The organism is Desulfotignum phosphitoxidans DSM 13687 (assembly GCF_000350545.1).
Lineage (GTDB): Bacteria > Desulfobacterota > Desulfobacteria > Desulfobacterales > Desulfobacteraceae > Desulfotignum > Desulfotignum phosphitoxidans.
In genome coordinates this window covers 134,423-157,586 of sequence record NZ_APJX01000011.1, presented here as the reverse complement: position 1 = coordinate 157,586, position 23,164 = coordinate 134,423, and the positions used below count along the sequence as shown (strand labels likewise).

Below are 23,164 nucleotides of genomic sequence, written 5' to 3'. Positions count from 1 at the left end.
ATTTTTGGCAGTTCTTTCACTGCGGCAGTATTAAGAAGCTCTGCAGCCATCTGGTTGAGAATCCGCAGATTGTTGGCGGCATGACCGGCCAGGGTCCGTATCAATTCTTCGGACATCAATTGGCTGTTTCCTGCCTGATCCAATGCAAAATGAAGGTACTCCTGCAACTGATCCGGAGTAAGCGGTTCAAGAACCAGTCTTGGGCCGATCCGGCTTCCCAATGGCAACAGTTCCGGTGAACGAAATCTCTCAGGAAGCCTGTTATCTCCACAAAGTATCGTAAACAAAAGGTTTTGTGAATCAAACTGGTGGCTTTGAAGGATTCTTAATTCTGTCAGGCATTCGTCAGAGACATGCTGGGCCTCATCAATGAGCAGAACCGGTTTAAACAAAGTGCTCTGGCAATGATGTATCCAGCGTTCTCGAAGGGTCTTAAAGCCTCCATACCTGTTGGCAGGTGAAAGCGCTACATTAAACAGTTCTCCAAGCTCCCTGTAAAAATCTCCCAGCCTGCTTTGAGGACGTTGCATAACCCCGACGGCAAGATCAGGGACTTTTTCCAGGCCGTAAGCCATTTTATGCAAGGTCTTGCTTTTGCCCAATCCGGGTTCTCCGGTAATCAAAGCAAAGCCGCCCTGTCGGGCCATGGAACGGATACGAAGCTCAAACGTCTCTGAGCCGGGAAGCATATAAAGAGCCTCCTCAGGAATGTTTGGCAAAAAAGGATTATACTTGAGGCCATACAGGCTTTTAATATCAATGTTATTCAATGGTGTTTTCCTCCTTGGGCAAATAAGCAGGCGGCAGTCCGGTGGCTGCGTGATCGGCCATCCACTTTTTTAGCAGTGCCGGGTATTCAAGTGTATCAACAGGATCTGTCAGGGAGATTTCAGGGGAAATCACCCGGCGTTTTCCTGACGCATTGGCCGTTTTATCCTGGGGTGCCAGCTGTGCAAGGGGGGCATCGGTCCCGGGATCTACCAGAGTCAACTGACTTCTATCCCAGCCCGGAGCCCGTAAGGCAACCGATTCCATGTGGCCGAACCTGGCAGGCAGTTCATAGCGAATGCCGCCAACAGCGACGGTAGCATCACTACGTCTGGGTTTCCGAGTCACCCTGCGTGTAAAGGCAAGGCGGAGGGCCTCACTGTCCGGGATATTTCTGGCAACGCTTTTACCGTTAAGAAGGCGGTCCAAAGGGGTTGATTTTATCTCCCGGTTGAATCTGCGATGGTAATCCTGTTCAACCCAGGCCTGGGCTGCCTGATTTAAAAAGGACAGTTTCAAATCCTTATGTTTGCGTACCAGCTCCAAAAGACGTCCCTCAAGCTGGCCCCAGAAGACTTCCTGCTTACCATTTTGATAGGGGGAGTAAGGCAAGGTGGTTTTGTGATCAATGCCCAGACGGGCAAGACCCTGTGTGGTTTCCTCTGCCAGCATTGCCGATCCGTTATCGGTCATCAATGACCTGGGCAGCCCCCGTTTCATAAAAGCCTGGACCAGTCCATGGACCAGACACTCCGCAGTCTCGGCCAGATAAAACTGCAGGTGACAGCAAATACGGGAATGATCATCAAGGATCGCCAGTACCATGGGCTGAAGCCAGTTCCCGGACGCATCAAGAATGCGAACTTTTGCATAGTGAAAATCAAGATGCCAAAGGCCGTGAAGGAAAGATATTTCAAATCCTCTCACTTCCCGATTTTCAAGGTGCCTGGCAGCCTGTACTTGTCCGGGGCCAGGCCGGGCCGGTTCACGGGATTTCCACCAACCGTTATCCCGCATGCACCGTAATACAGTCTTGTAGCTGGGCAATTTTCCTAATTCAGGCTTTTCCTGCACCACAACTTTCAGGTTGTCGTAGTGCAATTGCGCAGTCCAGCGGGGATACTTTTGGTACTGGGCTTTTAAAGCATCCAACAGTGCTTGGGGCATGGACCATCGTATCCCGGCATCGAATCGAGGTTTTCGCCCCAGAACAGCTACCGGATCATCAACCTCTTTGGCTTTATAATACCACCGTTCAATGGTCGATGCACCCAGTGTGAATTTCTGGTCTTCATCAATGGGATGTTGATAGATTTTTTGTGAAAGCCGTTGAATAGCCTGCTGCAGTTGCCCCTTGGCAGGCGGGCTGGACAACAGTTCACCAATCACTGAGAAACGAAATTGTCCCCAGCGTCGCCAAATAGGCGCTTTTGTGTTGCTCATGGTGTCCCTCCTTTCGGTTTTGCTTCCTCCGGACTCCACCATGGAGACAAACGGGGGCAAAACCGTGAGTTGACACCTTGTAACAAATTGATTCTCTCCTGGAATCAGCCCAACTTCTGCGTGATCGGCGATCAACGGAGAAGACCCTCAATTATCCTGGCTTTCAAGGTCCCATAGCAAGAACTTGGAGACACTTGACCATTGCAGCTTCCGGTGGCTGTATCTCCCGATAGTAGCTGGATAACAGGTCATGAATCAGGCGACCCCTTCTTCTTCCCAGAAAATGACCCGAAAGGCGGCGCCAGGCACAGCTGTCTGGAAAAATTTCTAAAAAATAATCCCTCCAGCGATTGACAGTGGATCTCCAAACTCCGCAAATCCCCTTTAGACGTTCCAAGGTTGCATCCGGATTTTTTCCCTGACGAATGGCGGTGAGCAACAAAATCACAGGCGCCCAATACACCCGGCGGTCCCAAAACCTGACCGATGGAGGCATGACGCGCCGGCGGCATCCTTCACGCCCGCAGCAAAGGCTGTAACGAAGCTCAAAGAGTGTTTCAAGATCTGGAGGACCGCCACGCGGTTTACGCCAGTAGTTGGCATAGTGCAACGGTCCTCGACAATAGGGCAGCGGCGTTCTTTAGTTTGCCTCGCCAGATCCAAGTCAATTTGATGAAGAAGAGAAAATAATGATTGTTGAGTAAGCACGTATAGTGATATCATGGTCCCTGCCATTGGTTAATGTGGCAGGAGCCCTCTATCAACGCATCAGCCAAGAAACGTGAGGGGGCTCCTTTCTTTTTCCCTCACTTTTCTGGACCATTTTAGCGATTTTTTCCATCATTTTCTTAGGCTGCACTCACATAGAAAGGAGAATTATCATGGCAAACATCACAACTCTCGAAAACGTCATCACCAAAGTGCATCAGGATTCCATCCACCATTTTGATGAAACCGTGCCTGTTCATGAGATGGAGTTTGACAGCCTCAAACAGATGTGGATTTCTGGTAAACCGGTAGATGTGGCTCCCACTGCCCAAAGGCTTTTTTCCAATCGGCTCCGGGTGCCTTATTCTTATCTGTCCAGGTGTCCTGAAGATTTGCAGGCACGGAATCTCAATTATTGGATTGAGCAGGAGCGGAAAAACAGAGATACCTTTTTCTGCCGGTTCAACGGACAATCACTTCGGGCGGTTTTCACCGATAGGTATCAGCCCCTGGATAACATGGAAATCCTGGCGCAACTTTTGGAGCAGGGGTTCAGTCCCGGTCTGAAAGTGCAGTTTTCCCTGGACCACGGTATGTTCCTGCTCAAGATTCCTGAGTTTGAAAAGGCATTCGGGGTGAACTCCGGTCATGGGCCTTTGGATGAAATCATCCCGGGGATCGTGTTCACGAACAGTGAGGTGGGGCTTATCGCCTTCAGTATTGAATCGTTTTTCTATCGCCTGGTCTGCACCAATGGATTGATTTCAGTGGCTAAAACAAACGGCTCCCGATTCAAGCACATCAGCAATCGAGGATTGGAAAACTTCTCTGAAACCCTGGCCATGGTCATTGAGGGCTCCGCCGCAAATCAGGAGGGCTTCCTGCTGTCCCGCCAGTCCCATGTGGATAACCCAATGGCATCCATTGAAGCCTTCAGCAGGCGGTTCGGTCTGTCCCAGAATGAAGCGGAGATAGTCAAGAAGGCCTTTTTGATGGAACCTGGAGACACATTGTTTTTCGTCATTAACGCATTCACTGCCGCAGCCAAGGCAGATAATTTGACCACAGCGGATGTGTATAAATTCGAAAAAGCAGGGGGTCAGATCCTGTCCATGGTCAAGTCATAGTTCCCGTTTATGTAGCCCTGTAATGATCAGTATTGCAGGGCTTTTTTATTCTCAAATCTCAATCTCACGGAGGAAAAATATGGTTTATGAAATCAGGTGCAGCTGGTGCGGAAAACTGATCGGCACCAAAGAAGGACAAGAAACCGAATTTGCAGTGGCCATGAAGAAAGAGGGGATTCCTATTGTATCCCACTCGATCTGTTCAGAGTGCAAAGATGCCGTGTCAAATGAATATGGACTGAATCAAGGAGGGAAAAACAATGGATAGAATATACACCTGCCCATCGTGCGGAAAATGTTATACCCGCCGTCATACCCCGGAATCTTACATCGGAAGCAACTGTTTTGACTGTTCTTTCTGGCTGGAAAAAACCGACTACCCGGATTACATGAAAAACCACCAGGTCATCATCGACGGTCAGCATTATTTGTTTCATGAGACCGATAGTTTCATCAAAGGGTTCGGTGGCAGAAGGTTCAAAATCCAGTTCTTTGATGGCCGCAATATAGAGACAAACAATTTATGGTTTCAGGGTGAAATCCCTGACCAGTTCAGGTCCATGCTGCCGGATAATGCTGTGTTCCTGCCGGTGGAAGAAAAATCAGCGGCTGGAGGTGCCCATGTTTGACCTGGATATATTCGATTGGATGATCATAGGACCATTGTCAGAAGAATTGGCCGATGAAGAGCGGGAGCGCCGTCGGCTGGAAGATGATATTGATCAGGATGATGAAGAATAGTTATAGATAAAGTATTGTAATCATGGTTGTTCAAGTAGTTCTTGTCCCGTAGCACCAGAGCACAGTTCTCATCCCGTAGCACCAAAGCACAGTGCCAACCCAATATCACCCAAGGCACAGTGCCAACCAGGCAGCATTTAACCGGTAATGTTTATCCGTTAATCAGCAAGGCGCATCCGTTAAAGTGCCGTGCTCATCCAAGCAATACCCGTAATTCAATGCTAATCCCATAGTCCCATTCCCAGTATCTCTCTTCTATGATGGTCTGTTTTTTTTGACCCTTGTCTTTTTGAAGGAGGTGCTGGGGGTGGGGCTATGGTTTATCCTATGCTCATGGACTGGATCAAAGGTTTATGGATGAGGCTTTTGTGGCCCGCCCGCTGAAAATTCGACGATTGACGATGTGGACGATGGTTTTTTGAAAAAATATCAATTATCGAAATGGTATCCTTGATTTTTCAGGGCCGTGAATACTTATCTTTCGGATAATAAACCTTAATTTTTATCCCGGGCCATATCCAAAACTTCCCGCACCTTTTCTGTCATATCCGCCATGGAAAACGGCTTCTGAATAAATGCCACCCCGTCATCCAACACCCCATGATGGGCAATGACATTGGCAGTATACCCGGACATGAACAAAAACTGGATATCAGGGTAAAGATCAGTGATTTTCCCTGCCAGGTCCCGGCCATTCATCTCCGGCATGACCACATCGGTCATAAGCAGTTCAATGGTGCCGGAATGGTTTGTTGCTTTTTCCACGGCCTCCAAGGGTGAGGATGCGGACAGCACACTATAGCCTTTCCTTTCCAGCATCATTCGGGTCATCCTGAGAATAGAAGGTTCATCTTCCACCAGCAGAATGGTTTCAGTCCCCCCGGCGGCTGCTTTTTTCTCAGGAACAGCCTTGTCAAAGTTTTCATCGGCAAGAAACCGGGACAGGTAGATTTTGAAAGTGGTCCCCTTGCCGAGCTCGCTGTATACATTGATGAAGCCGTTGTTCTGCTGGACAATGCCATATACGGTGGCAAGGCCCAGACCGGTGCCTTTGCCCGTCTCCTTGGTGGTGAAAAACGGCTCGAACAGATTGTCCAGGGTGTCCTTATCCATGCCACGGCCATTGTCACTGACCGCCAGAAGAACAAAATCACCGGGATTAAAGCCCGGATGTGCGTTGCAGTATTCCGTATCAAAGGTATGCCGCCCGGTTTCAATGGTGAGTTTTCCCACCCCTTCGATGGCATCCCTGGCATTCACACACAGATTGACCAGGATCTGGTCTATCTGGGACGGGTCCATTTTCACCGGCCACAGATGAGCAGACGGCCGCCATACCAGATCAATGTCTTCACCGATGAGCCGGCGCAGCATATTGAGCATACTTTCCACAATATCATTCAAATCCAGCTGTCTGGGAGAGATGATATCTTTTCTGGCAAAAGCCAACAGCTGCTTTGTGGTATTTGCCGAACGCTTCGCTGCTTTTTGAATTTCTATCAGGTCTGAATACAGATCGTGATTTTCATCTGCCTGCAACAATGCCAGTTCAGTATGTCCCAGGATCACCCCCAACATGTTGTTGAAGTCATGGGCTACTCCACCGGCCAGACGGCCCACAGACTCCATTTTATGGGCTTGGGAGAGCTGGGTCTGAAGTTTTTCACGTTCCGCTTCGGCCCTCCTGATTTCAGTGATATCAGAAGTAATCGTGGCAAAAAAATTCTTTCGGGGCGAAACTACTGAAACAAGAAAATGTTTATCCATGGAGGCATAGTAAGTAACAAATTCAGCCGGTTCACCCGACAGAGCAACTTTGGCAAACACATCCAGGTACGGAGCTGAATCGGTATTATATACCTGGGTGGCTGTTTTGCCGACAGCTGTTTCCTTCTTGATACCGGTTATTGAGGTGAAAGCCTGATTGCAATCCAGGATTCGGTAATTGCAGGGCATGCCATTTTCATCAAACATGAGTTCGTGCACAACCACCATTTCCGTCATGGCAGAAAACAGCGCTTGAATTTTTTCTTCGCTCTCTCGAAGTGCATCTTCCATCCGCTTACGCTCGGTGATGTCCCCATAGGTAACAACCACACCATATTTTTCAAGATGCAGTGGGGCTGCCGATACATTAATCCAGGTGATTTCATTATCGGCTTTCACTATACCCATTTCAACATTTTCAATCTGCCGTTTTTCTTTCAAAGCCCTCACACTGGCATATTCTGCCGCCGGCATCGGTGTTCCATCAGGGCGGATGATCCGCCATGTCGGCTCGTCAATGGTCCGGGTTTCGTGTTCCGTTTTAAGTAATCCGAGCAATTTTTCAGATACGGCATTGGATTCAACGATATTTCCGAATTGATCCGAAACGGTTATTCCCAAAGGAAAAGTGTCAAAAAGGACACGATATTTTTTTTCACTTTCCTGCAGATCTTTTTCCTGATTTTTTTGATCGGTGACATCATTATAGATGGTCACTACCTGCCCTGAGGGTAATCTGAAAATATGATTTTCATAATAATTTGAAAATTTCTCATCCTGGTATATCTTGGTTGGGAAATACTCAGAAATACCGGTTTCCCATACTTTTTTCATGACGGGAATCAATCCGTATTCGTCAATATTGGGCCTCAGGTCAAAAAGGCTTCTGCCCTTTACCTCTTCCAGGTTTTTTCCTTCCATTTCAAGGCTTTTCCGGTTAAATTCCCGAATAATATAATCCGTTCCTTTTGATCCGTCATTTGTGACTTCATAAACAGCAGAACCGCTGGTCATATTATCAAATAATCCACGGAACAGGGCCTCATTTTTGATCAGTCGTTTTTCCGCCTGCTTACGTTCAGTAATATCCTGATAATTTCCCAGAAGTCCCTGTATATCAGGGTCATGGAAAAGATTAATTCCTGTGAATTCTATCCATTTGTAGCTGCCATCCTTACAACGATATCTGCATTCCATAGTCCCGATGACATCAGGCTTGTGCATCATCTTTTCAAAAAACTTCCGGGTGGGCTCTATGTCATCAGGGTGTACATTATCCCAGGTGCTTTCCCCGACCACTTCTTCAGGTTTCCAGCCAAACAATTTTTCGATATTCGGGCTTTTATATCTATTAATACCGTTCTGATCGATGATAACAATTACATCCCCGATGTTCGCAAGCATTTTGCCGTGCCTGGCATCACTTTTTTTGAGATTCTCATTTGCCTGTTTGCGCTCAGTGATGTCATGGATAACACCGGAAATTTTGACGGGATTTAATGCCTCATCTGTTTCAATTTCCGCAATTGAAACAATGGTTTTTCTTTTGCCGGTGTTTTTTGCGATGATATCATATTCCAGATGGTATGGTTTCCCGTTTTCAATCAAATCCACCATCGCCTGACGGACCCTTTCCCTTTCAATAATGCAGCTTTCCATATCCTCGGTGCTGAAACTGATTAGGTTCGGATCAAACCCGAATATTTTTTTGATTTCATCAGAACTCCAGAATTCGGCAGTTTTCAGGTTATATTCCCAATTGCCCACCTTGCCCAGTTCCTGGGCTTTTCTGTAGCGTGATTCACTGAGTCTGAGGGCCTCTCTCTGCTCTATTCTATCCGTAATATCCACATGGGTCCCGACAACTCTGACCCATTCCCCGGTGGCATCCTTGTATATGTTCAACCTGGACAGGATATGAACCCAATGTCCGTTTTTATGCCGCATCTCAAATTCTAATTCAAACCGATCTCGCTTTCCTTCAATGAGCTCCTTCATCATCTGCCAGGATTTTTCCACATCTTCAGGTTTGGTAAGTTTTTCCCAGACTGAAAAATCATCAGGCAGTTCATCCGGTTCATAGCCAAGCATGCGTTTCCAACCAGGAGAATAATAAATTTTCCTGGTTTCTAAATCCCATTCATAAACACCATCTCTGCTGGCATCCATGGCCAGATTATAACGCTCTTCGCTTTCCTTCAGGGCTTTTTCCGTCCGCTTGCGGTCGGCAATATCACGGAGGAAACAAACACATTGCCCCCCATCTTCAGGGCGAAATTGGATGCTGACTTCAACATCAAAGACTGTTCCGTCTTTGCGGCGATGTTTGGTTTCAAATCGATCTGATCCTTTCATGACAACCGCTTGCATGTGTTCAGCGACAATTTCTGGTGTTTCAACAAACTCCAACTCGGAAATTTGCATATTCAGGAGTTCGTCTTCATTGTAGCCACTCATTGAACAATAGGCATCATTGACTTCAAGCAACCGCCCATTGGTATCCGTTAACCAATACCCGTCTATTGCCGCCTTGAGAATTGAACGATACCGTTTCTCGCTTTTCTGAATCTGTTTTCGTTGTTCAATCTCTTTGAGTCTTTTCATGCCGCTTTCAGAAATGACAGCAATCAAGCCTTTTATGAAATACAGATAATTTTCAAGTTGTTCCCGTGTCCAGATCGGTACCTTTTTGACAGCTGCAATATAGGCATCTTCATCGAATCCATATTTTTGGGCCTGGGTTTTAAAAAATTTCAGATCCGGTTTTTCCAGAAAAAATTGTCCGGTGAAAAAATTACCATAATGGATTCCGTCAATGATTATTGGTGTAGCATTGTCCATAAGCCCATGTGGACAGCGATAACTTATAGACGGTTTTGCTTCATGGATATGGTCTGAAATGTATTGATCGCTCTTTATACAAAGCTGTTCCGTCTCTTTGTTTTTTCTGTGGAACTTTGCGCAAACATCCTGCCAGGCAGTTGCTGTCAAAATGTTTCCGTCTTTATCAATAATCGAGGAAGGAAATGAATAGATCTTATTCAACCTGTCCTGAAGATTTTGGAAGTGTTCAATGTCAATGAGATCTTGTAGTCTGTATTTCATCATCTGTCCTGAGAACGTGTTAATTGATCAGAATTCCCATCATAATTAATACATATCTTTGCCCAATCATTCCATTTCCTTTCGATAATAGCAGGTTTGGAATAGTATTGATATCCACGATTTTTTCGGGCCACAAAAATTCAAGTGACGGATAATAATCACAACTCTGAGAAACAACCATTCAGGTTTTTATATCAACTTGATTTTGAATAATTGTCCTGTCCTACTGGTACAGGGCTATAAAGTTGAATTAAAAATTCAAACCGGAAAAAAATAGATACCATATTTGACTTTTTCAATATCTCATGGAAATAGCCTGATAATACTGGCAATTAATTTGTCCAGAAACGATGGGGTGATAATTTTTCCAGGCGAAGCAACTTGCTTTTGCAGGCGTTCAGCCCTGATAGCAGGGTCAGGATGACTGGATAAAAAGGAATGATTATTCCCTAAGCCGTCCAGTTTTTTCAAGGCCGATATGGCAGCATTAATATCAAACCCATGGTTTTTTAAAAACAGAATGCCAAAGTCATCAGCATCCTTTTCTTCTGCTTGTGAAAATTGGGCATTTAGCAGTGTCTGAACCAGGCCACCCATGAAAGATCGAGCTACATCCCCGGCCAGATTTTCCTGGGAAGCGATCCCTTTGCGCACCGCGCTCGCAGCATAGGCCAGCATGATTTTTTTCTTGATGTGTTTTTCCACTACATGGCCCATTTCATGCCCCACCACAAAGAGCACCTCCTCATCATTCATCATGTCCATCAGTCCGCTATAAATCCTTATGGTCCCGTCTGCCATGGCAAAAGCATTGATCTCTGGTGACAGATAAACCTTGAAATCAAATACATACCCGTTTGAATTGTATCGGTCCCCCACAAGTTTTTCCAACCTAATTCCGTAAGAATTTTGGATTCCTGCAATCGGATTTTTTGAATCTAATTGTTTTGAAGCATTTGCCGCAAGGAGCTCAACCTCATTGTCACTCAATGTGGCGGCTTTAATGACGTCTATCCCTGCTTGTGTGGCAAGATCCAGATTGGTATTGTCACATCCCCAAAAAACTGACAAACAAAACAAGCATATAATCACACGGTTCATCATCTTTTTCCCTTACAGAATTTCAGGGTGAGTCATATCATTCATCTCGTCTTGAAGGATTGCCCCCCTTCTCCTCTCAACGTCACACGCAGAATCTGACCGGGATGCCACAGCCGCATGCGCGGCCCCCATGTTCCCGTGCCTCTGCAAACAATGGCTGTCATTTTATCCACCTCATAACGCCCTTCCAGAAGAGGATATCTTTTTCGGACCAGATAGCCGAAGGGCCATATCTGGCCGCCATGGGTGTGTCCGCTAAGCATTAATTTCACGCCTTTTTGGGCTGCTTTATCAGCCTGCCACGGCGTATGAGAAAGAAGAATTGTGGCCCCGGGAGGGCGACCTGCGAGGGCTTGCGAGATGGAATCGTTGTTTTGACCATTCCGGCTTCTGGTTGTCAGGTCCTCCACGCCTGCCAGGACAAGACCCGGCCTCACTTCAACCCATGTGTTATTAAGCAATTTAAACCCTGCTGATTCAAACAGATTTGTTCTGCTTCCCCCGTAAAATTCATGATTGCCGGGAATCGCCCAGAGTCCATAGGATGCTGAAAGTTGATTGAATGGCACAATCAACTTATCTTCAGGAGGTCCATGCCCTTCAAAAATATCACCCAGCAACAATACAAGATCGGGCTTTTGTTCCTTTACCTGGGCAATCCGAGCTGCCAGCCAACCCTTGCCGAGTTGCGACCCCAGATGCATATCAGACAGGGCCACAATCACTGTTCCATCCAGAGCACTGGGTAAGTCGGGAAGGGTTACCTCGTACTTTTCCACTATCGGCGGCCGCATGCCTTGAAAGAGTGCAATTACCGAGAGCACCATCCCAACGACCAGGGCAGCCCCTCTCAGTGAAGGGGCTAACCGGGGCATAAGAAAGCCGAAAAGAGTTATGAGATCAATCAAAAGAAGAGGAAGAAACGTCAGGAATAAAACAGCCATCCAGTTCATTCCCAGGAACTCAAGAACACCTGCAAGAATTCCCGTTCTGGAATGCCCCAGGATGCGGCCAAGAAAAAAAACGGCCCACAGAATCAGGGCTGTGCCGATGAAACTCTTTCTGGACATGTGTTGTTCCACAAACGGTATGGAAGCTGCTCTCCAGAAAACATAGACATGCATAAAGGTGCAGACTGAAATTAAAACGGTTCCGAACATGGTTCTCCAGGGAAGAAATGTTTACTGAATTTCTTCCTGTTTAAATTCATAAATGGGTCCACAAGCAATGTTAAAAATCGAAAATATCTTTTAATAAAGATTTTTTCTTGTATGATTTTCCATATCCATGCTTTGAATCGTGATGATCGTCATGTCCATGTCCATGACCATGTTTTTTGTCATGCGATGACGAACGATCCGCGTCACGATACGATCGTTCCGATCCTGCGGCTGTTGACGGAAGAGATCGTTCTATGATCTTGTCGAGCTCCCCCCGATCAAGCCAGACGCCTCGGCACTCCGGGCAATAGTCAATTTCCACACCCTGTCGGTCTGACATGATTAAATCATTTGTTTTGCATACGGGGCATTTCATTTCATTTTTCTCCTCTGTGTTTGTTGTTTATAAATTTTTCATACATTCTTGGCAAATCGGTTTTTCCTGTTGAACAAAGGAATCACCTTTACAAGCTCCATAAGAATGATCGCCACAAGACCACCCGCCAGAGCCAGAAAAAAATCATTCAAGGAAACCGATCCGAAGCGGTACAGGTTTTTGAAAAAAGGTATGGTAAGCACAAGGCACATGACTGCAACCGTTCCGGTCATGACCCATTTAAATGCCGCGTTTTTTTCTTTCAGCATGCTGATGCTTGATTTTGTCAGGGAGCGATTTGATAAAATCATTCCAAGATTACAGACCACAAGCGTTAAAAAGGCCAGTGCCCGAGCCGTCTCAGTAGAATGATCATTGCGTATGAACAGATAAATTGCAATGGTAACAGCCAAGGTCAGGCCTCCCTGAAAAAAGCACTTCAGAAGTGTCGACCCTTCGAAGAGTTTGGCATCAATACTGCGCGGTTTTCGGTTCATGACACCGCTGTCATCTTTGTCAGCTTCAAAGATCAACGTGCATGCGGGATCAATAATCAGTTCAAGAAAAACAATATGCACCGGGAATAAAATCAAGGGCCATTTCAACAGTACGGGTATTAATGACAGTCCTGCGATTGGGATATGAACCGAAAGGATGAACATCATCGCTTTTTTAAGGTTGTCATAAATACGCCGCCCCATCCGCACTGCCGTCACAATGGAATTAAAATCATCATCAAGGAGCACCAGAGAAGCAGCCTCACGTGCGACATCCGTGCCGCGGCCCCCCATGGCTACCCCGATATGCGCGGCTTTCAGGGCAGGCGCGTCATTCACACCATCACCCGTCATGGCAACGATTTCCTTGTTTATTTTAAGGGCCTGAACTATACGCAGTTTCTGTTCCGGCACCATGCGGGCAAAGATGTTGACCTCTTTTATGCGCGCTGCCAGTTGTTCATTGGTTAATGCTTCCAATTCAGAACCGGTAATGTGTTGATCCGGATTTTGAAGACCAATCTGCCGGGCAATACTCATGGCAGTACCGGGATAATCCCCGGTAATCATGATCGTTCGGATGCCGGCGGTGTAACATTCCTCGATAGCCCCTTTTACATTGGGACGGACAGGGTCTTCAAGGCCAATTAATCCGAGGAATTTAAACTGGAAATCATGCTGCTCCTCAGGCAGATTTGTTTTCCTCTGGCGGGCACATGCAACTCCGATCACCCGTTTGCCCTGATTACTGAGCATATCGATTTTTTCTCCAAGCCATTTCAATTTTGGTGCATCAAAATGACAAAGATCCGCAATGGCTTCAGGAGCGCCCTTGGCGGCTATAACAAGGTCTTCACCCGAAGCCGACGTCCAGACCCGGGACATGGCAAGCAGTTCTTTGCTTAAGGGATATTCACGCTGGAACGTCCATGACGAATGAAGATGTTCTGTCTGTGAAAGGGTTTGTTCACCCAGCTCCTTCATGGCCTTTTCCATGGGGTCAAAGGGGTCGACCGGGCTTGCAAGAATGCTGTACTCGACCACTTCATGAAATTCTTCGGGAAGTATTTCATTCGTCTTTTCAACCTTAAATACCTGATTGCCGGCCACAATATCGGATACTGTCATTTGATTAAGGGTCAGTGTCCCGGTTTTATCAACACAGAGCACGGTGGCCGAGCCGAGGGTTTCCACTGCCGGAACCCGCCGGGTCAACACCCGGAATTTTGAGATCCGCCAGGCGCCAAGCGCCAGAAAGATGGTGAGAACAACCGGGAATTCCTCTGGAAGGATGGCCATGGCCAGAGACAATCCGGCAAGAAATCCTTCCAGCAGGTTGCCGCGGGTCAGCCAGTATACCACAATCACGAGCGTGCAAAGGATGCAACCGACAATCGCAAATGTGCGGACGACCTTCCCGGTCTGAATCTGAAGCGGGGTGCGCTCTTCTTCAATGGATTGAAGCGCTTTGCCGATTTTTCCCAACTCCGTTCGGATTCCTGTCGCCTTTATAATTCCTACGGCCTGACCGGATACAACCAGAGTTCCTGAAAAAGCAAAGGGAAGATCATCTCCTCCCGGTTTACCTATCTCAGCAGAGGTCTCCTTTGTGGATGTTTTTTGCACAGGCACGGATTCACCGGTCAGAAGAGATTCATCAATGGAAACATTGACGGCATGAATCAGAATACAGTCTGCAGGAACACGGTCTCCTTCCGACAGCAGGATAATATCATCACAGACCACTTCCCTGCCGGGGATGCGTGTTTTTTCCCCATCACGAATGACATATGCCCGAGGGCTGGACAGATCCTTGAGTGCTTCGAGCGCCCGCTCTGTTTTCCGTTCCTGATAAAAGGTGATGCCGATGATGACAAAAACAAACCCAAGCAGCATCAATGCTTCCTGAAACTCGCCAGACAGCAGATACAATGCCCCGCATGCGATCAACAACAGGAACATGGGTTCTCTTAAGACCCCGATCAGGATTTCCAGACCCTTTCGTTTTCCCTGGGTCGGCAATTCATTAAAACCATCCTGCTTCTGCCGCTGGACTACCTCCTCCTGCGCAAGACCTTTTAAATTCTCAAACGATATGCTGCTCATTTTTAATCCTTAATAAATGGAACATATTCCTGTCGTACTTGCTCTATTTGGGAATTTTTACATTGTCATCATCATAAATTCCGTCTTCAGCCGTTGTGTGACAAGCAATACAATTTGATAAAGAACCTATGAATTCCCGCTTCAATATATCCGGAGTAATCTCATGGTGTTCTTTTATGATATACGGGATTTGGGTAATTCTCAAAGGGGTCTGATTCCCAAGTCCCTTCATGATTTTGGCCGCTCGTTTTGTCGTGCTATGGTCAGCGCTGTTGGATTTCAGATAATCTGTAATGATTTTTTCTGATTCAGCATCCAGTTCAATGGATTCTCCAAAATGATCATCAAGGCTTGTCAGGATCTTTATCCAGGAAGATTCCGGTAGAAATTCCGGCTGATAGGCAAAATGGCAGGCCCCGCATTGAAACTGGTAAGTCGGGTTGGCCAAGGATTTTACAGAGCTATTGCCATGATCTCCATCCCTATGGTGGCCTTCATCCCGATGGTGGTCTTGCTTTCTTTTTTGTTGGCAGTTGTCATCATTATCCCCTTTTCCGTCGGCTAACAGATTGCCCCACATATTTTCTTTATGGTCATCATCAGCATAAACCAGGAAAGAAGGAATCGAAAAAAGAGTGACGAAAACCAGGCAAAACATAAAAAACATTGTCTTGTGATACATTTTAATTTCCTCCATAAAAAATCGGTTTTCAATATCAGTACTCATCTTTTTAAAATCAAATCAAAATATTTAAGCTGTTAAAACAGATCCATGCTCGATACAGCCAGACAAACATTCTCCAGGCTAATCGACGATCAGATGACCTACCGTCAAGACCAAAAACATAGCGATAAAAATAATGGGTTGGGTATGAATCTTGTAAGCATTCTTCCTGAAGAATTTGGGGCATAACTTAAATTTCATGAGAAATCCCAAAATCATCGAAATCAACATCACTATCGCCCCAAGCTCCGGCAAGAATGAAGATTTACATTGTGAAGCCAACCAGTGCCAGAGAATGATTCCCAAAATAGATAGATTCAAATAGTAGTGAAACCCCATAAAGGCTTTTTTTTGTATTCTGTTAAGATTTGACAGTATTTTTTTTAATCCAGCTCCTATCGGCAGAAATTGATTGATTCCCTTTATCAGAATGCTCACTGCTACCGGCAAGTTCGCTATAAGTAAAAGCAATGCTGCAATCTGACCCGCAGTTTCATTGCCTTCATTGTCGGTCTCCGAAAATGGAGAGTTGTGCTGGTCTTCCCGTTCAAAATATTCTGAAATTTCATGGTCATCATCGGCCATGCCTGTTACCAAAGACCAGGGTTCCAATGCTATAATAAAGAAAAATACAAAGAACATTAAAAGATTATATTTTTTCATTCTTTTTCTCATAGTATTGACTCCTTCGTTTTTTTCACCTTAAGACGTTTGTTTCTTAATATTAATAAGTTATAATTCATTTCTATTGAGCTTCTCGCCTGAATTTTCTTGTTGCAGCAACGATTTGATAGATTTCAGCAAAACATCCATTTGAGCATTTGAGTCCTTCGTTGCAGGCTACCCACTGTAAACACGGGTAGTTTTAAAAAATATTACAGCAGATATTTTCACTGTTGCTTCACAGTATCAATAATTACCTCACTGTTTTTCTGAGCCGGTTTGATATCAATCACCCTGATGATATCTTCGAGCACCATGTAAGCCGAAGGCACCATGAAAAGGGTTATAAAAGTTGCAAAAAGTACCCCGAATCCAAGGGACAAAGCCATGGGGATTAGAAATTTTGCCTGCCGGGAGGTTTCGAAAATCATGGGAGCCAATCCGCCGAAGGTCGTGAGTGTCGTTAGCATAATCGGACGGAAACGCTTCACTCCAGCGGATAGAATAGCTTCGAATGCCGTAACACCGGTCAGGCGTTTTCGATTAGCAAAATCAATGAGTACCAGAGAACCGTTAATGACGACACCTGTGAGCGCAACCATCCCGAACAGGCTCATTACGCTCAACGAATACCCCATAATCAAATGCCCTATCACCGCCCCGATCATGGCAAAAGGAATAACAAACATGATGATAAGGGGTTGAAAATAGCTTTTAAAAGGGATTGCGAGCATGGCATATAGTCCCAGCAGGGCCACCAGCAAACCTTTTATCAGCCCGGATATGCTTTCCCGGGTCTCGGCCTGATGCCCCTCATAACTGCAACTCAATCCGGGGTATCTCTTCATCAGCATCGGCAGTACCTCCTGATCGAGAATCGCGATGATCTGCTGAGTACGGGGTTTAGGATTGACATCGGCTGTAACCGTCAATGTTCTTCTCCCATCTACACGGTGAATGGATGTATAGGCCTGATTGGGTACAATTTCAACAGCATTTTCAAGAAGGATCTCCCCGGTTGGCGACATTAACACCATGTTTTCGATAGTGGCCAGAGAAGAACGTTCGTCATCGGGCAACCATACCTTCACCGTGACCTCGTTGCGGTTATCCTGAAGTCTCAAGGCGACCGCACCATAAAAAAAAGGATAAGGATAAGAACTTGCTTTTTGCCAAAGAAAGTAAAGGATAAGAACTTGCTTTTTGCCAAAGAAAGTATAAAAGGATAAGAACTTGCTTTTTGCCAAAGAAAGTATCAAAAATCCCTTCAGTTAAAAATATTATTGCACCCCTGATACAAGCACAACATGTTGTGCTTGTATCAGGGGTGGTCAGTTTATGTCAAGACAAAAATCAAGATCAAAAAAAACAAGAAAGAAATATTTTGAAATTCCTGACAAAATTTTGAAAAATGTTCAGAATAAATTCAGAATAAATCGGATTTTGAGCATAACTCACCGTAATCCCTCAACCCAATTTCAAAAAAATCAATACCAGTGCTCAAATTCCGGAATCCGGGAGTCTGCCTCATCATAGCCTGAAGACCACGCGCAGACCAGATCAAGAATGTAATCGAAAACCTTCTGTGGCGGGTCATGGTTGTGGATGTCCCAAAGATCGAGATGGCGCAATATCTTTTCAATGACATCAAATTCTTCGATAAAGCTGATGATTTTCATTTCACCATGGCATTTGGGGCACACAAGCGGATCGACCTCATAAATTTTCCGGATCAGCCGTGCCCAGTTCCGCCGGGATTCTTTGGAGGATATATCATTGGGCATAACAGCAGGGATGGTATCATCCGTGCCGGCCTTTTTCCGCATCCCGCGGGATTTGTTCGAATACCAACCATAGTACCTTACCGTCTGTTCATACCGCCCCGGAATATGAGTCGTCAGTCTGGCCAACCAGTCCAGTGCTGTAAAAACTTTCCTGGACTTCCCGTCTTTGGATATATAAACAACTTTGGCAATACCATCTGCTAAGTCTTCAACTGGAACATAAACCATTCTCTCCTGTGAAAAGCAGGCCCGGATAATGTAACGGGCCAGGTTGCCAAGACCGGTTGTATCTGACGGTGTTATTCTATCACCGATATAAACATGGAAACCACTATGGCGCCATGAAAGCATATTCTCAATGACGGCATCATTAATTTTTCCCTCCTTCTTGAGCATTTTCAGCACCTCATATTGGAAAATCTTTTCCAGATCCTCCAGTATAAAACCTGGTGCCGCCTTGAAACTGCCGTCATTAAGAAAACAGCCATCAGTGGTGATAGCATGCAGATGCGGATTGAAATTCAAAAAATCCCCGTAAGTTTGTACCGCGATACTGGCACCAGGTACGCCGGTTTCATCGGAAACGACAGATTTCAAGTATGTATTCATCACTTTCCAGGCACAGATCGACAATTTAGCCAACAGCTTCCTGTCATAAAGAAAATAGATCCGCAGCCGTTTGGGGATACTGAAAACCCACTGCCGATGGGGGACATCTTTCAGCACCTCCGTTAACAGCCATTCGCCATATTCAATCACCCGTTTCTGATGGCAAGACGGGCAGAATTGCCTGCGTTTGCAGGAAAATGCCAGCAAATACTCGTGTCCGCATTCTTCACAACGGACCCTGGCAAATCCTATATGGAGATCTCCACAGTCGAGATATTTGTAAATCACCGTCATGACGTAGGTGCGCCAGAATCCATACCGGGATGCGTACATGTCATCCCAGGCCCTTTCCAGCTCTTCAAAATGATTTTCGACACACTTGTAATATGCGCTTGCCTTAGGATTACGCGGTTGGTAAATATCAAAATGATGATTGTCAATTTGGGCCATTATTAAATCAATACAATTAATCTGTTTTACGGCCGGCCAGAGTGATGGTCAGAATAATGCAGGATGAAAACAACAGCCATTTGTTTAAAAATTACAACATTTGTTGTATAAATTAAACAAAAAAAAGCATAAAAAAAGAAATGGAAAACTACCCACATCCCGATGCGGTTTGGGACCTGGTCTGTAACATCGTTTCGGCTGTCCATCGACCATGCCGGATTCGATGCGGCCGTCATTACCATTGCCGAACAGATTCCGGATCGCTTGGTGGAAGGTGTGACCAGGGCGTGGGCAATTCTAAGTTTGCCACCGCCCCGAATGCATACCGCACCCTCATCGAAGAGGTCCCCCATTTTGAAGGCTATGACCACGAGATGCCGGATCAGCTGAACACCTGGAGCCACCGGATGACTGTGGACGAGGATTGCTCCTTTATTCCCGGATCCCCTGCCGATGCCCGGGCCGGGGGGGGGCCTGCACCTGACGGACAGGGCCTTTGATTTCTGCGGGTTTGCGGCCGGGGACCGGGTTCTGGACGCCGGATGCGGGTATGGGGTCACCGGCCGGTATCTGTCAGATGAATTCGGCATCCGGGTGGTGGGCATTGATATCAGCATTGACCGGGCCGTTGACAGGAACAGGCGGCACGGTACCGGACGGCCGTCTTCCGTGTTTCCGGAACTGGTCCAGGCCCGGATACCGGGGCTGCCGTTTGAGGAAGACACGTTCAAAGGCATTTTCTGCGAATGCGTGTTTTCCCTGGTTCAGGAGAAATCCAGCTGCCTGGGAGAATTTTACCGTATCCTTCGGCCCGACGGCCATCTGGTGCTTTCGGATCTGTATATACCGGAAAAATATCTTTCCGCGGTCAGGCAGTACCAGGGAGAGGGTCCGTTCACCTCCTGCATGGAGGGGGCCATGGGGATCATTGACCTGATCCGGATCCTGGAAAGCGCAGGGTTCACCATCACCCTGATGGAGGACCACACGCGGTTTCTCAAACAGCTGGCCGGCCAGATCGTGTTTGAATACGGCAGTCTGGACCGTTTCTGGGATGCTCTGCCCGGCGCGGCCGGCTGCGGGCGCCTGACACACATGTGCCGTACCGGAAGTCTGAAACTGGGGTACGGCCTGTTCGTTGCGACAAAATATCATTGACCGGGTATCAACCCAGGGTCAGCAACCGTTTCCCGTTGGGTGTACAGGGCGGCAGGGATGTGTACCGGATGGTGATCTCCACGGGGATAGAGAGAGTTTGCTTCAATTCCTCCGGCAGTTCAGGCAATGCTTCTTTTCCGCCCATGTCGAGGATCAGGTGAACCTGGCGGGGGGGATGGACAGCCGCCCGGTACCCCCTGAGGCCCGGGACCGCGTAAAGCGCTTCATCCAGCTGCGCGAGGTTCAGGCAGTGTTGGCCGTCCAGCCGGACGGAGTTGGACAGCCGGCCCGATACCTTGTCCAGACGGTGCAGAGATGAACCGCAGGGGCAGGGGCCTGCCGCCATCTTTGCCAGATCCCCGGTGCGGTAGCGGATCAGGGGCATGGCCTCATTCTGGAGCGTGGTCAGGACTACCTCCCCGGTTCGCTCCGGGGGCAGGGGGGTGCCGGTATCCGGGTCCACGATTTCCACCATAAGATCGGCATCCCGCAGGTGATACGCCTGCCGGGCCCCGCACTGGACTCCGCCGCCGTAACCGGTTTCCGTCATGCCGTAATGGGTGAACACCCGGCACTGCCAGGTGGATTCCAGGACCTGGATGATGCTGTCCGGCACATAGTCGGCACTGAGCAGCACCGTGGCCGGCCGGAGACCGGGGGCGGTCCGGGCCAGGTAAAGCATTTCCGCGGGCAGACCCACCAGACAGTCAAATTCCCCGGCCCGGCCGGCGGCCTGGTCCGGATCCCTGATATTGCCGTAGATCAGCGAGGACACCCCGATAAGGGCCAGGCCTTGTTGCAGCAGGTCCCCGATACTGTCCGGGGTCCCGCTGGACATACAGATCATCACCCGGTCTTTCGGGGTGACCAGGGTGGACATGCCGCAGGCGAAAAAATCAATGGTCCGGTCAAGGTCGTTCCGGGTGAAACAGATCCGTTTGGGGGGACCCTGGCTCCCGGAGGTGAGCAGGGTGGTGATCCTGGAGATCTCTCCTGCCGAGATGCATACCATCCGGGTGCCCTGCTCGACAATGTCTCTGGGAACCGTGAAGGGGATACCGGCCAGGTCCTCCCGGCGGGTGACTGCCCCAGGGTCCACATGGGCCAGGTGGTCGTGGTAAAACCGGCTTTTTCCCCGGGCATATCGAAGCACCTGGCGGAACCGTTCCAGCTGCCACGCCTCTAAGGTGTCTGGGGACAGCCGGGTGCCCAGGCCGGTTCTTCGGGCTGTCCAGGAGGGGATGGGGGAAATCACGAGGACCCTTCCTTTGGTTGCCAGCCCGCCAGGTAATAGGCGCAGAACGGGACGAACCGGCCGTTGTCAAATACGTGCAGGCTGCAGCGCCGGAGCCGTTCTATGTCCAGGTTGCCCGCATCCTGGAATGCCATGGAAGTGAGGGTGAATCCATGGGTTCTGACCCGGTTCATGAAATAATCCAGGTCCAGGGAGTCCGGGGGCGGGTTCATGGGAAACGGGGTTTGAGACGGCTTGTCAGGAAACCGTCCTTCACGGGGTGCGGTCAGTGCATTCGGGTTGCAGCAGCTGGCGGGGACAATGTTCCCGGAAGATGGGCAGCACCTGGAAGGGGCCTCACCGGCCGGTGACAGCAGATCCGGTGCCGGGCGCTGCCACCGCCGGGTGATAAAGGCCCGGTTCTGGTCCACGGTGACAGGGGAGTCGCAGCACTTCCCGGACCGGTCCCGGGGATGGGACAGGGGCATGATGCTGTCCGGCAGGACCACGAAATCCCCGTGGAACTTGCACAACGGGTGGTTGAACCGGGAGCTGAGCAGGTGCTGTCTGGCGATCCGGCCGCCTGTCTGGGTTTCGATCTTTGCCATGAGCTGGTCCAGGGTCAGGCGCATCCGGTCCGAAGGCATCTGGTCCGAAGGCATCTGGTCCAAGGGCATCTGGGGGATCCGGCCGAAAAAACTGACCGGCTGGAAATGGACCCCCCTCACCCATGGGGACATGGAGATCCCGTAATCGATGATGGCACCGATCTGGTGGACATTGACCTCCGGCACCAGGGTGGGCACCAGGGTCACCCCGATGCCGCATTCTCCGCAATGGGTGATGGCTTTCTTTTTGATCTCCAAAAGCGGTTTTCCCCGCAAGGTCCGGTAAACATCGTCATCCATTCCATCGAACTGGAGAAAGACAAAAGACAGTCCGGCCTCTGCCAGTGATCCGGCGTATGCTTTGTCCTGCCCCAGCCGGATGCCGTTGGAGTTCAGCTGCACATGGGCACACCCGGCCTGTCTGGCATGGCGGATGATTTCCGGCAGGTCGTCTCTCACCGTGGGCTCTCCGCCGGACAGCTGCACCAGGGTTTTGCCCGGTACCGCCAGCTGGTCCAGCCATCCCTTGACGGTTTCGGTCGCCGGGTCCAATGCCGGGGCTGCATCGGCAAAGCAGAACCGGCAGTGCAGGTTGCATTGCCCGGTGACCTCCAGGAGCACGCAGCAGGTTTCCCGCTGGTGGTCCGGGCACAGGCCGCAGGCATGGGGGCAGTCCAGGTTCTCCCCGTCCCGGATTTCCGGGACATCCCCGATCCACTCTGTGATGGGAACATGATTGCGCCAGACCGGGGTGGAAAAAAATCCATGTTCCGGGCACTCTTTTTCCATGAAAACTGCAACCCCGGCCTGGACATGGGATGCCGGGATCCGCTTCAGGCAGACCGGGCAGACCGAAAAGGTGCGGCGGATGATGTGTCTGCTGGAGCAACGGGGTTTCAAATCGGTTTTATGGTTACTATGTGTCATTGTTTTTCACATCTGATCTCAGCCTTATTGAACTCACGTAAATCAAAAAAAGGTTTTTACGATAAACATGGTTACGTTCTTTGGTGAATGGAATACAACATTAAAAGG

17 protein-coding genes are annotated in these 23,164 nt (G+C 48.2%); 4 read left to right on the top strand and 13 right to left on the bottom strand.

Translation table 11 applies throughout. The features are described 5' to 3' along the window. On the bottom strand, positions 1-770 hold a 770-nt coding region (locus DPO_RS19835; RefSeq protein ID WP_040012115.1), incomplete at its 3' end, for an ExeA family protein. Further along, complete coding sequence (locus tag DPO_RS19830) at positions 763-2,211, bottom strand: IS481 family transposase (protein WP_006968161.1); 1,449 nt, start codon at positions 2,209-2,211, stop codon at positions 763-765. The genes DPO_RS19830 and DPO_RS19835, both read right to left, overlap by 8 nt. 881 nt (positions 2,212-3,092) lie before the next feature. On the opposite strand from DPO_RS19830, the gene DPO_RS19825 reads away from it, so the two are divergent. Next, positions 3,093-4,046, top strand: coding sequence for a DUF932 domain-containing protein (locus tag DPO_RS19825; RefSeq protein WP_006968159.1), 954 nt, complete (start codon positions 3,093-3,095; stop codon positions 4,044-4,046). A gap of 389 nt (positions 4,047-4,435) precedes the next feature. Beyond that, complete coding sequence (locus tag DPO_RS19815) at positions 4,436-4,675, top strand: hypothetical protein (RefSeq protein ID WP_236610004.1); 240 nt, start codon at positions 4,436-4,438, stop codon at positions 4,673-4,675. A 607-nt stretch (positions 4,676-5,282) separates the two neighbouring features. Here the strand turns inward: DPO_RS19815 and DPO_RS24755 are convergent. The 9 genes from DPO_RS24755 to DPO_RS19775 form a co-directional block, all read right to left on the bottom strand. Beyond that, positions 5,283-9,659 carry a PAS domain S-box protein gene (locus tag DPO_RS24755; protein WP_006968155.1) on the bottom strand — a complete coding sequence of 1,459 codons (4,377 nt, stop codon included), beginning with the start codon at positions 9,657-9,659 and terminating at the stop codon, positions 5,283-5,285. Positions 9,660-9,962: 303 nt separating this feature from the next. Continuing rightward, positions 9,963-10,763, bottom strand: a complete 801-nt coding sequence (locus DPO_RS19805) for a M48 family metallopeptidase (RefSeq protein ID WP_006968154.1) — start codon at positions 10,761-10,763, stop codon at positions 9,963-9,965. A 38-nt stretch (positions 10,764-10,801) separates the two neighbouring features. Beyond that, the gene (locus DPO_RS19800; RefSeq protein ID WP_006968153.1) at positions 10,802-11,920 is read right to left on the bottom strand and encodes a metallophosphoesterase; all 1,119 of its coding nucleotides are present in this window, start codon (positions 11,918-11,920) and stop codon (positions 10,802-10,804) included. Between the two features lie 70 nt (positions 11,921-11,990). Further along, positions 11,991-12,296: a TFIIB-type zinc ribbon-containing protein gene (locus DPO_RS24750; protein ID WP_006968152.1), complete on the bottom strand. Its 306-nt coding sequence runs from the start codon at positions 12,294-12,296 to the stop codon at positions 11,991-11,993. Positions 12,297-12,334: 38 nt separating this feature from the next. After that, the gene (locus DPO_RS19795) at positions 12,335-14,899 is read right to left on the bottom strand and encodes a cation-translocating P-type ATPase (protein WP_006968151.1); all 2,565 of its coding nucleotides are present in this window, start codon (positions 14,897-14,899) and stop codon (positions 12,335-12,337) included. A 43-nt stretch (positions 14,900-14,942) separates the two neighbouring features. Beyond that, positions 14,943-15,581, bottom strand: coding sequence for a diheme cytochrome c (locus DPO_RS19790; RefSeq protein ID WP_006968150.1), 639 nt, complete (start codon positions 15,579-15,581; stop codon positions 14,943-14,945). Between the two features lie 123 nt (positions 15,582-15,704). Next, positions 15,705-16,286: a hypothetical protein gene (locus tag DPO_RS19785; RefSeq protein ID WP_152427743.1), complete on the bottom strand. Its 582-nt coding sequence runs from the start codon at positions 16,284-16,286 to the stop codon at positions 15,705-15,707. A gap of 227 nt (positions 16,287-16,513) precedes the next feature. Continuing rightward, entirely contained in the window at positions 16,514-17,545 is a 1,032-nt protein-coding gene (locus DPO_RS19780) for an efflux RND transporter permease subunit (protein ID WP_006968148.1), read from the bottom strand. Positions 17,546-17,773: 228 nt separating this feature from the next. Next, positions 17,774-19,129 (bottom strand): IS91 family transposase, encoded by a 1,356-nt coding sequence (locus DPO_RS19775; RefSeq protein WP_006968122.1) that lies wholly within the window; start codon positions 19,127-19,129, stop codon positions 17,774-17,776. A 140-nt stretch (positions 19,130-19,269) separates the two neighbouring features. Here DPO_RS19775 and DPO_RS24745 point away from each other — a divergent pair, with 140 nt between their 5' ends. Both DPO_RS24745 and trsM read left to right on the top strand, forming a co-directional pair. Beyond that, on the top strand, positions 19,270-19,629 hold the full coding sequence (locus DPO_RS24745) for a hypothetical protein (RefSeq protein WP_006968121.1): 360 nt from the start codon (positions 19,270-19,272) through the stop codon (positions 19,627-19,629). Next, positions 19,583-20,287: a DVU_1556 family methyltransferase gene (gene trsM / locus DPO_RS19765; protein WP_006968119.1), complete on the top strand. Its 705-nt coding sequence runs from the start codon at positions 19,583-19,585 to the stop codon at positions 20,285-20,287. The genes DPO_RS24745 and trsM overlap by 47 nt, the downstream gene beginning before the upstream one ends. Positions 20,288-20,294: 7 nt before the next feature. On the opposite strand, the gene DPO_RS19760 is transcribed toward trsM, so the two are convergent. Next, positions 20,295-21,542, bottom strand: a complete 1,248-nt coding sequence (locus tag DPO_RS19760) for a DVU_1553 family AMP-dependent CoA ligase (RefSeq protein WP_006968147.1) — start codon at positions 21,540-21,542, stop codon at positions 20,295-20,297. Then, the gene (trsS, locus tag DPO_RS19755) at positions 21,539-23,056 is read right to left on the bottom strand and encodes a radical SAM (seleno)protein TrsS (protein ID WP_006968145.1); all 1,518 of its coding nucleotides are present in this window, start codon (positions 23,054-23,056) and stop codon (positions 21,539-21,541) included. The genes DPO_RS19760 and trsS overlap by 4 nt, the downstream gene beginning before the upstream one ends. Between the last annotated feature and the right edge of the window lie 108 nt (positions 23,057-23,164).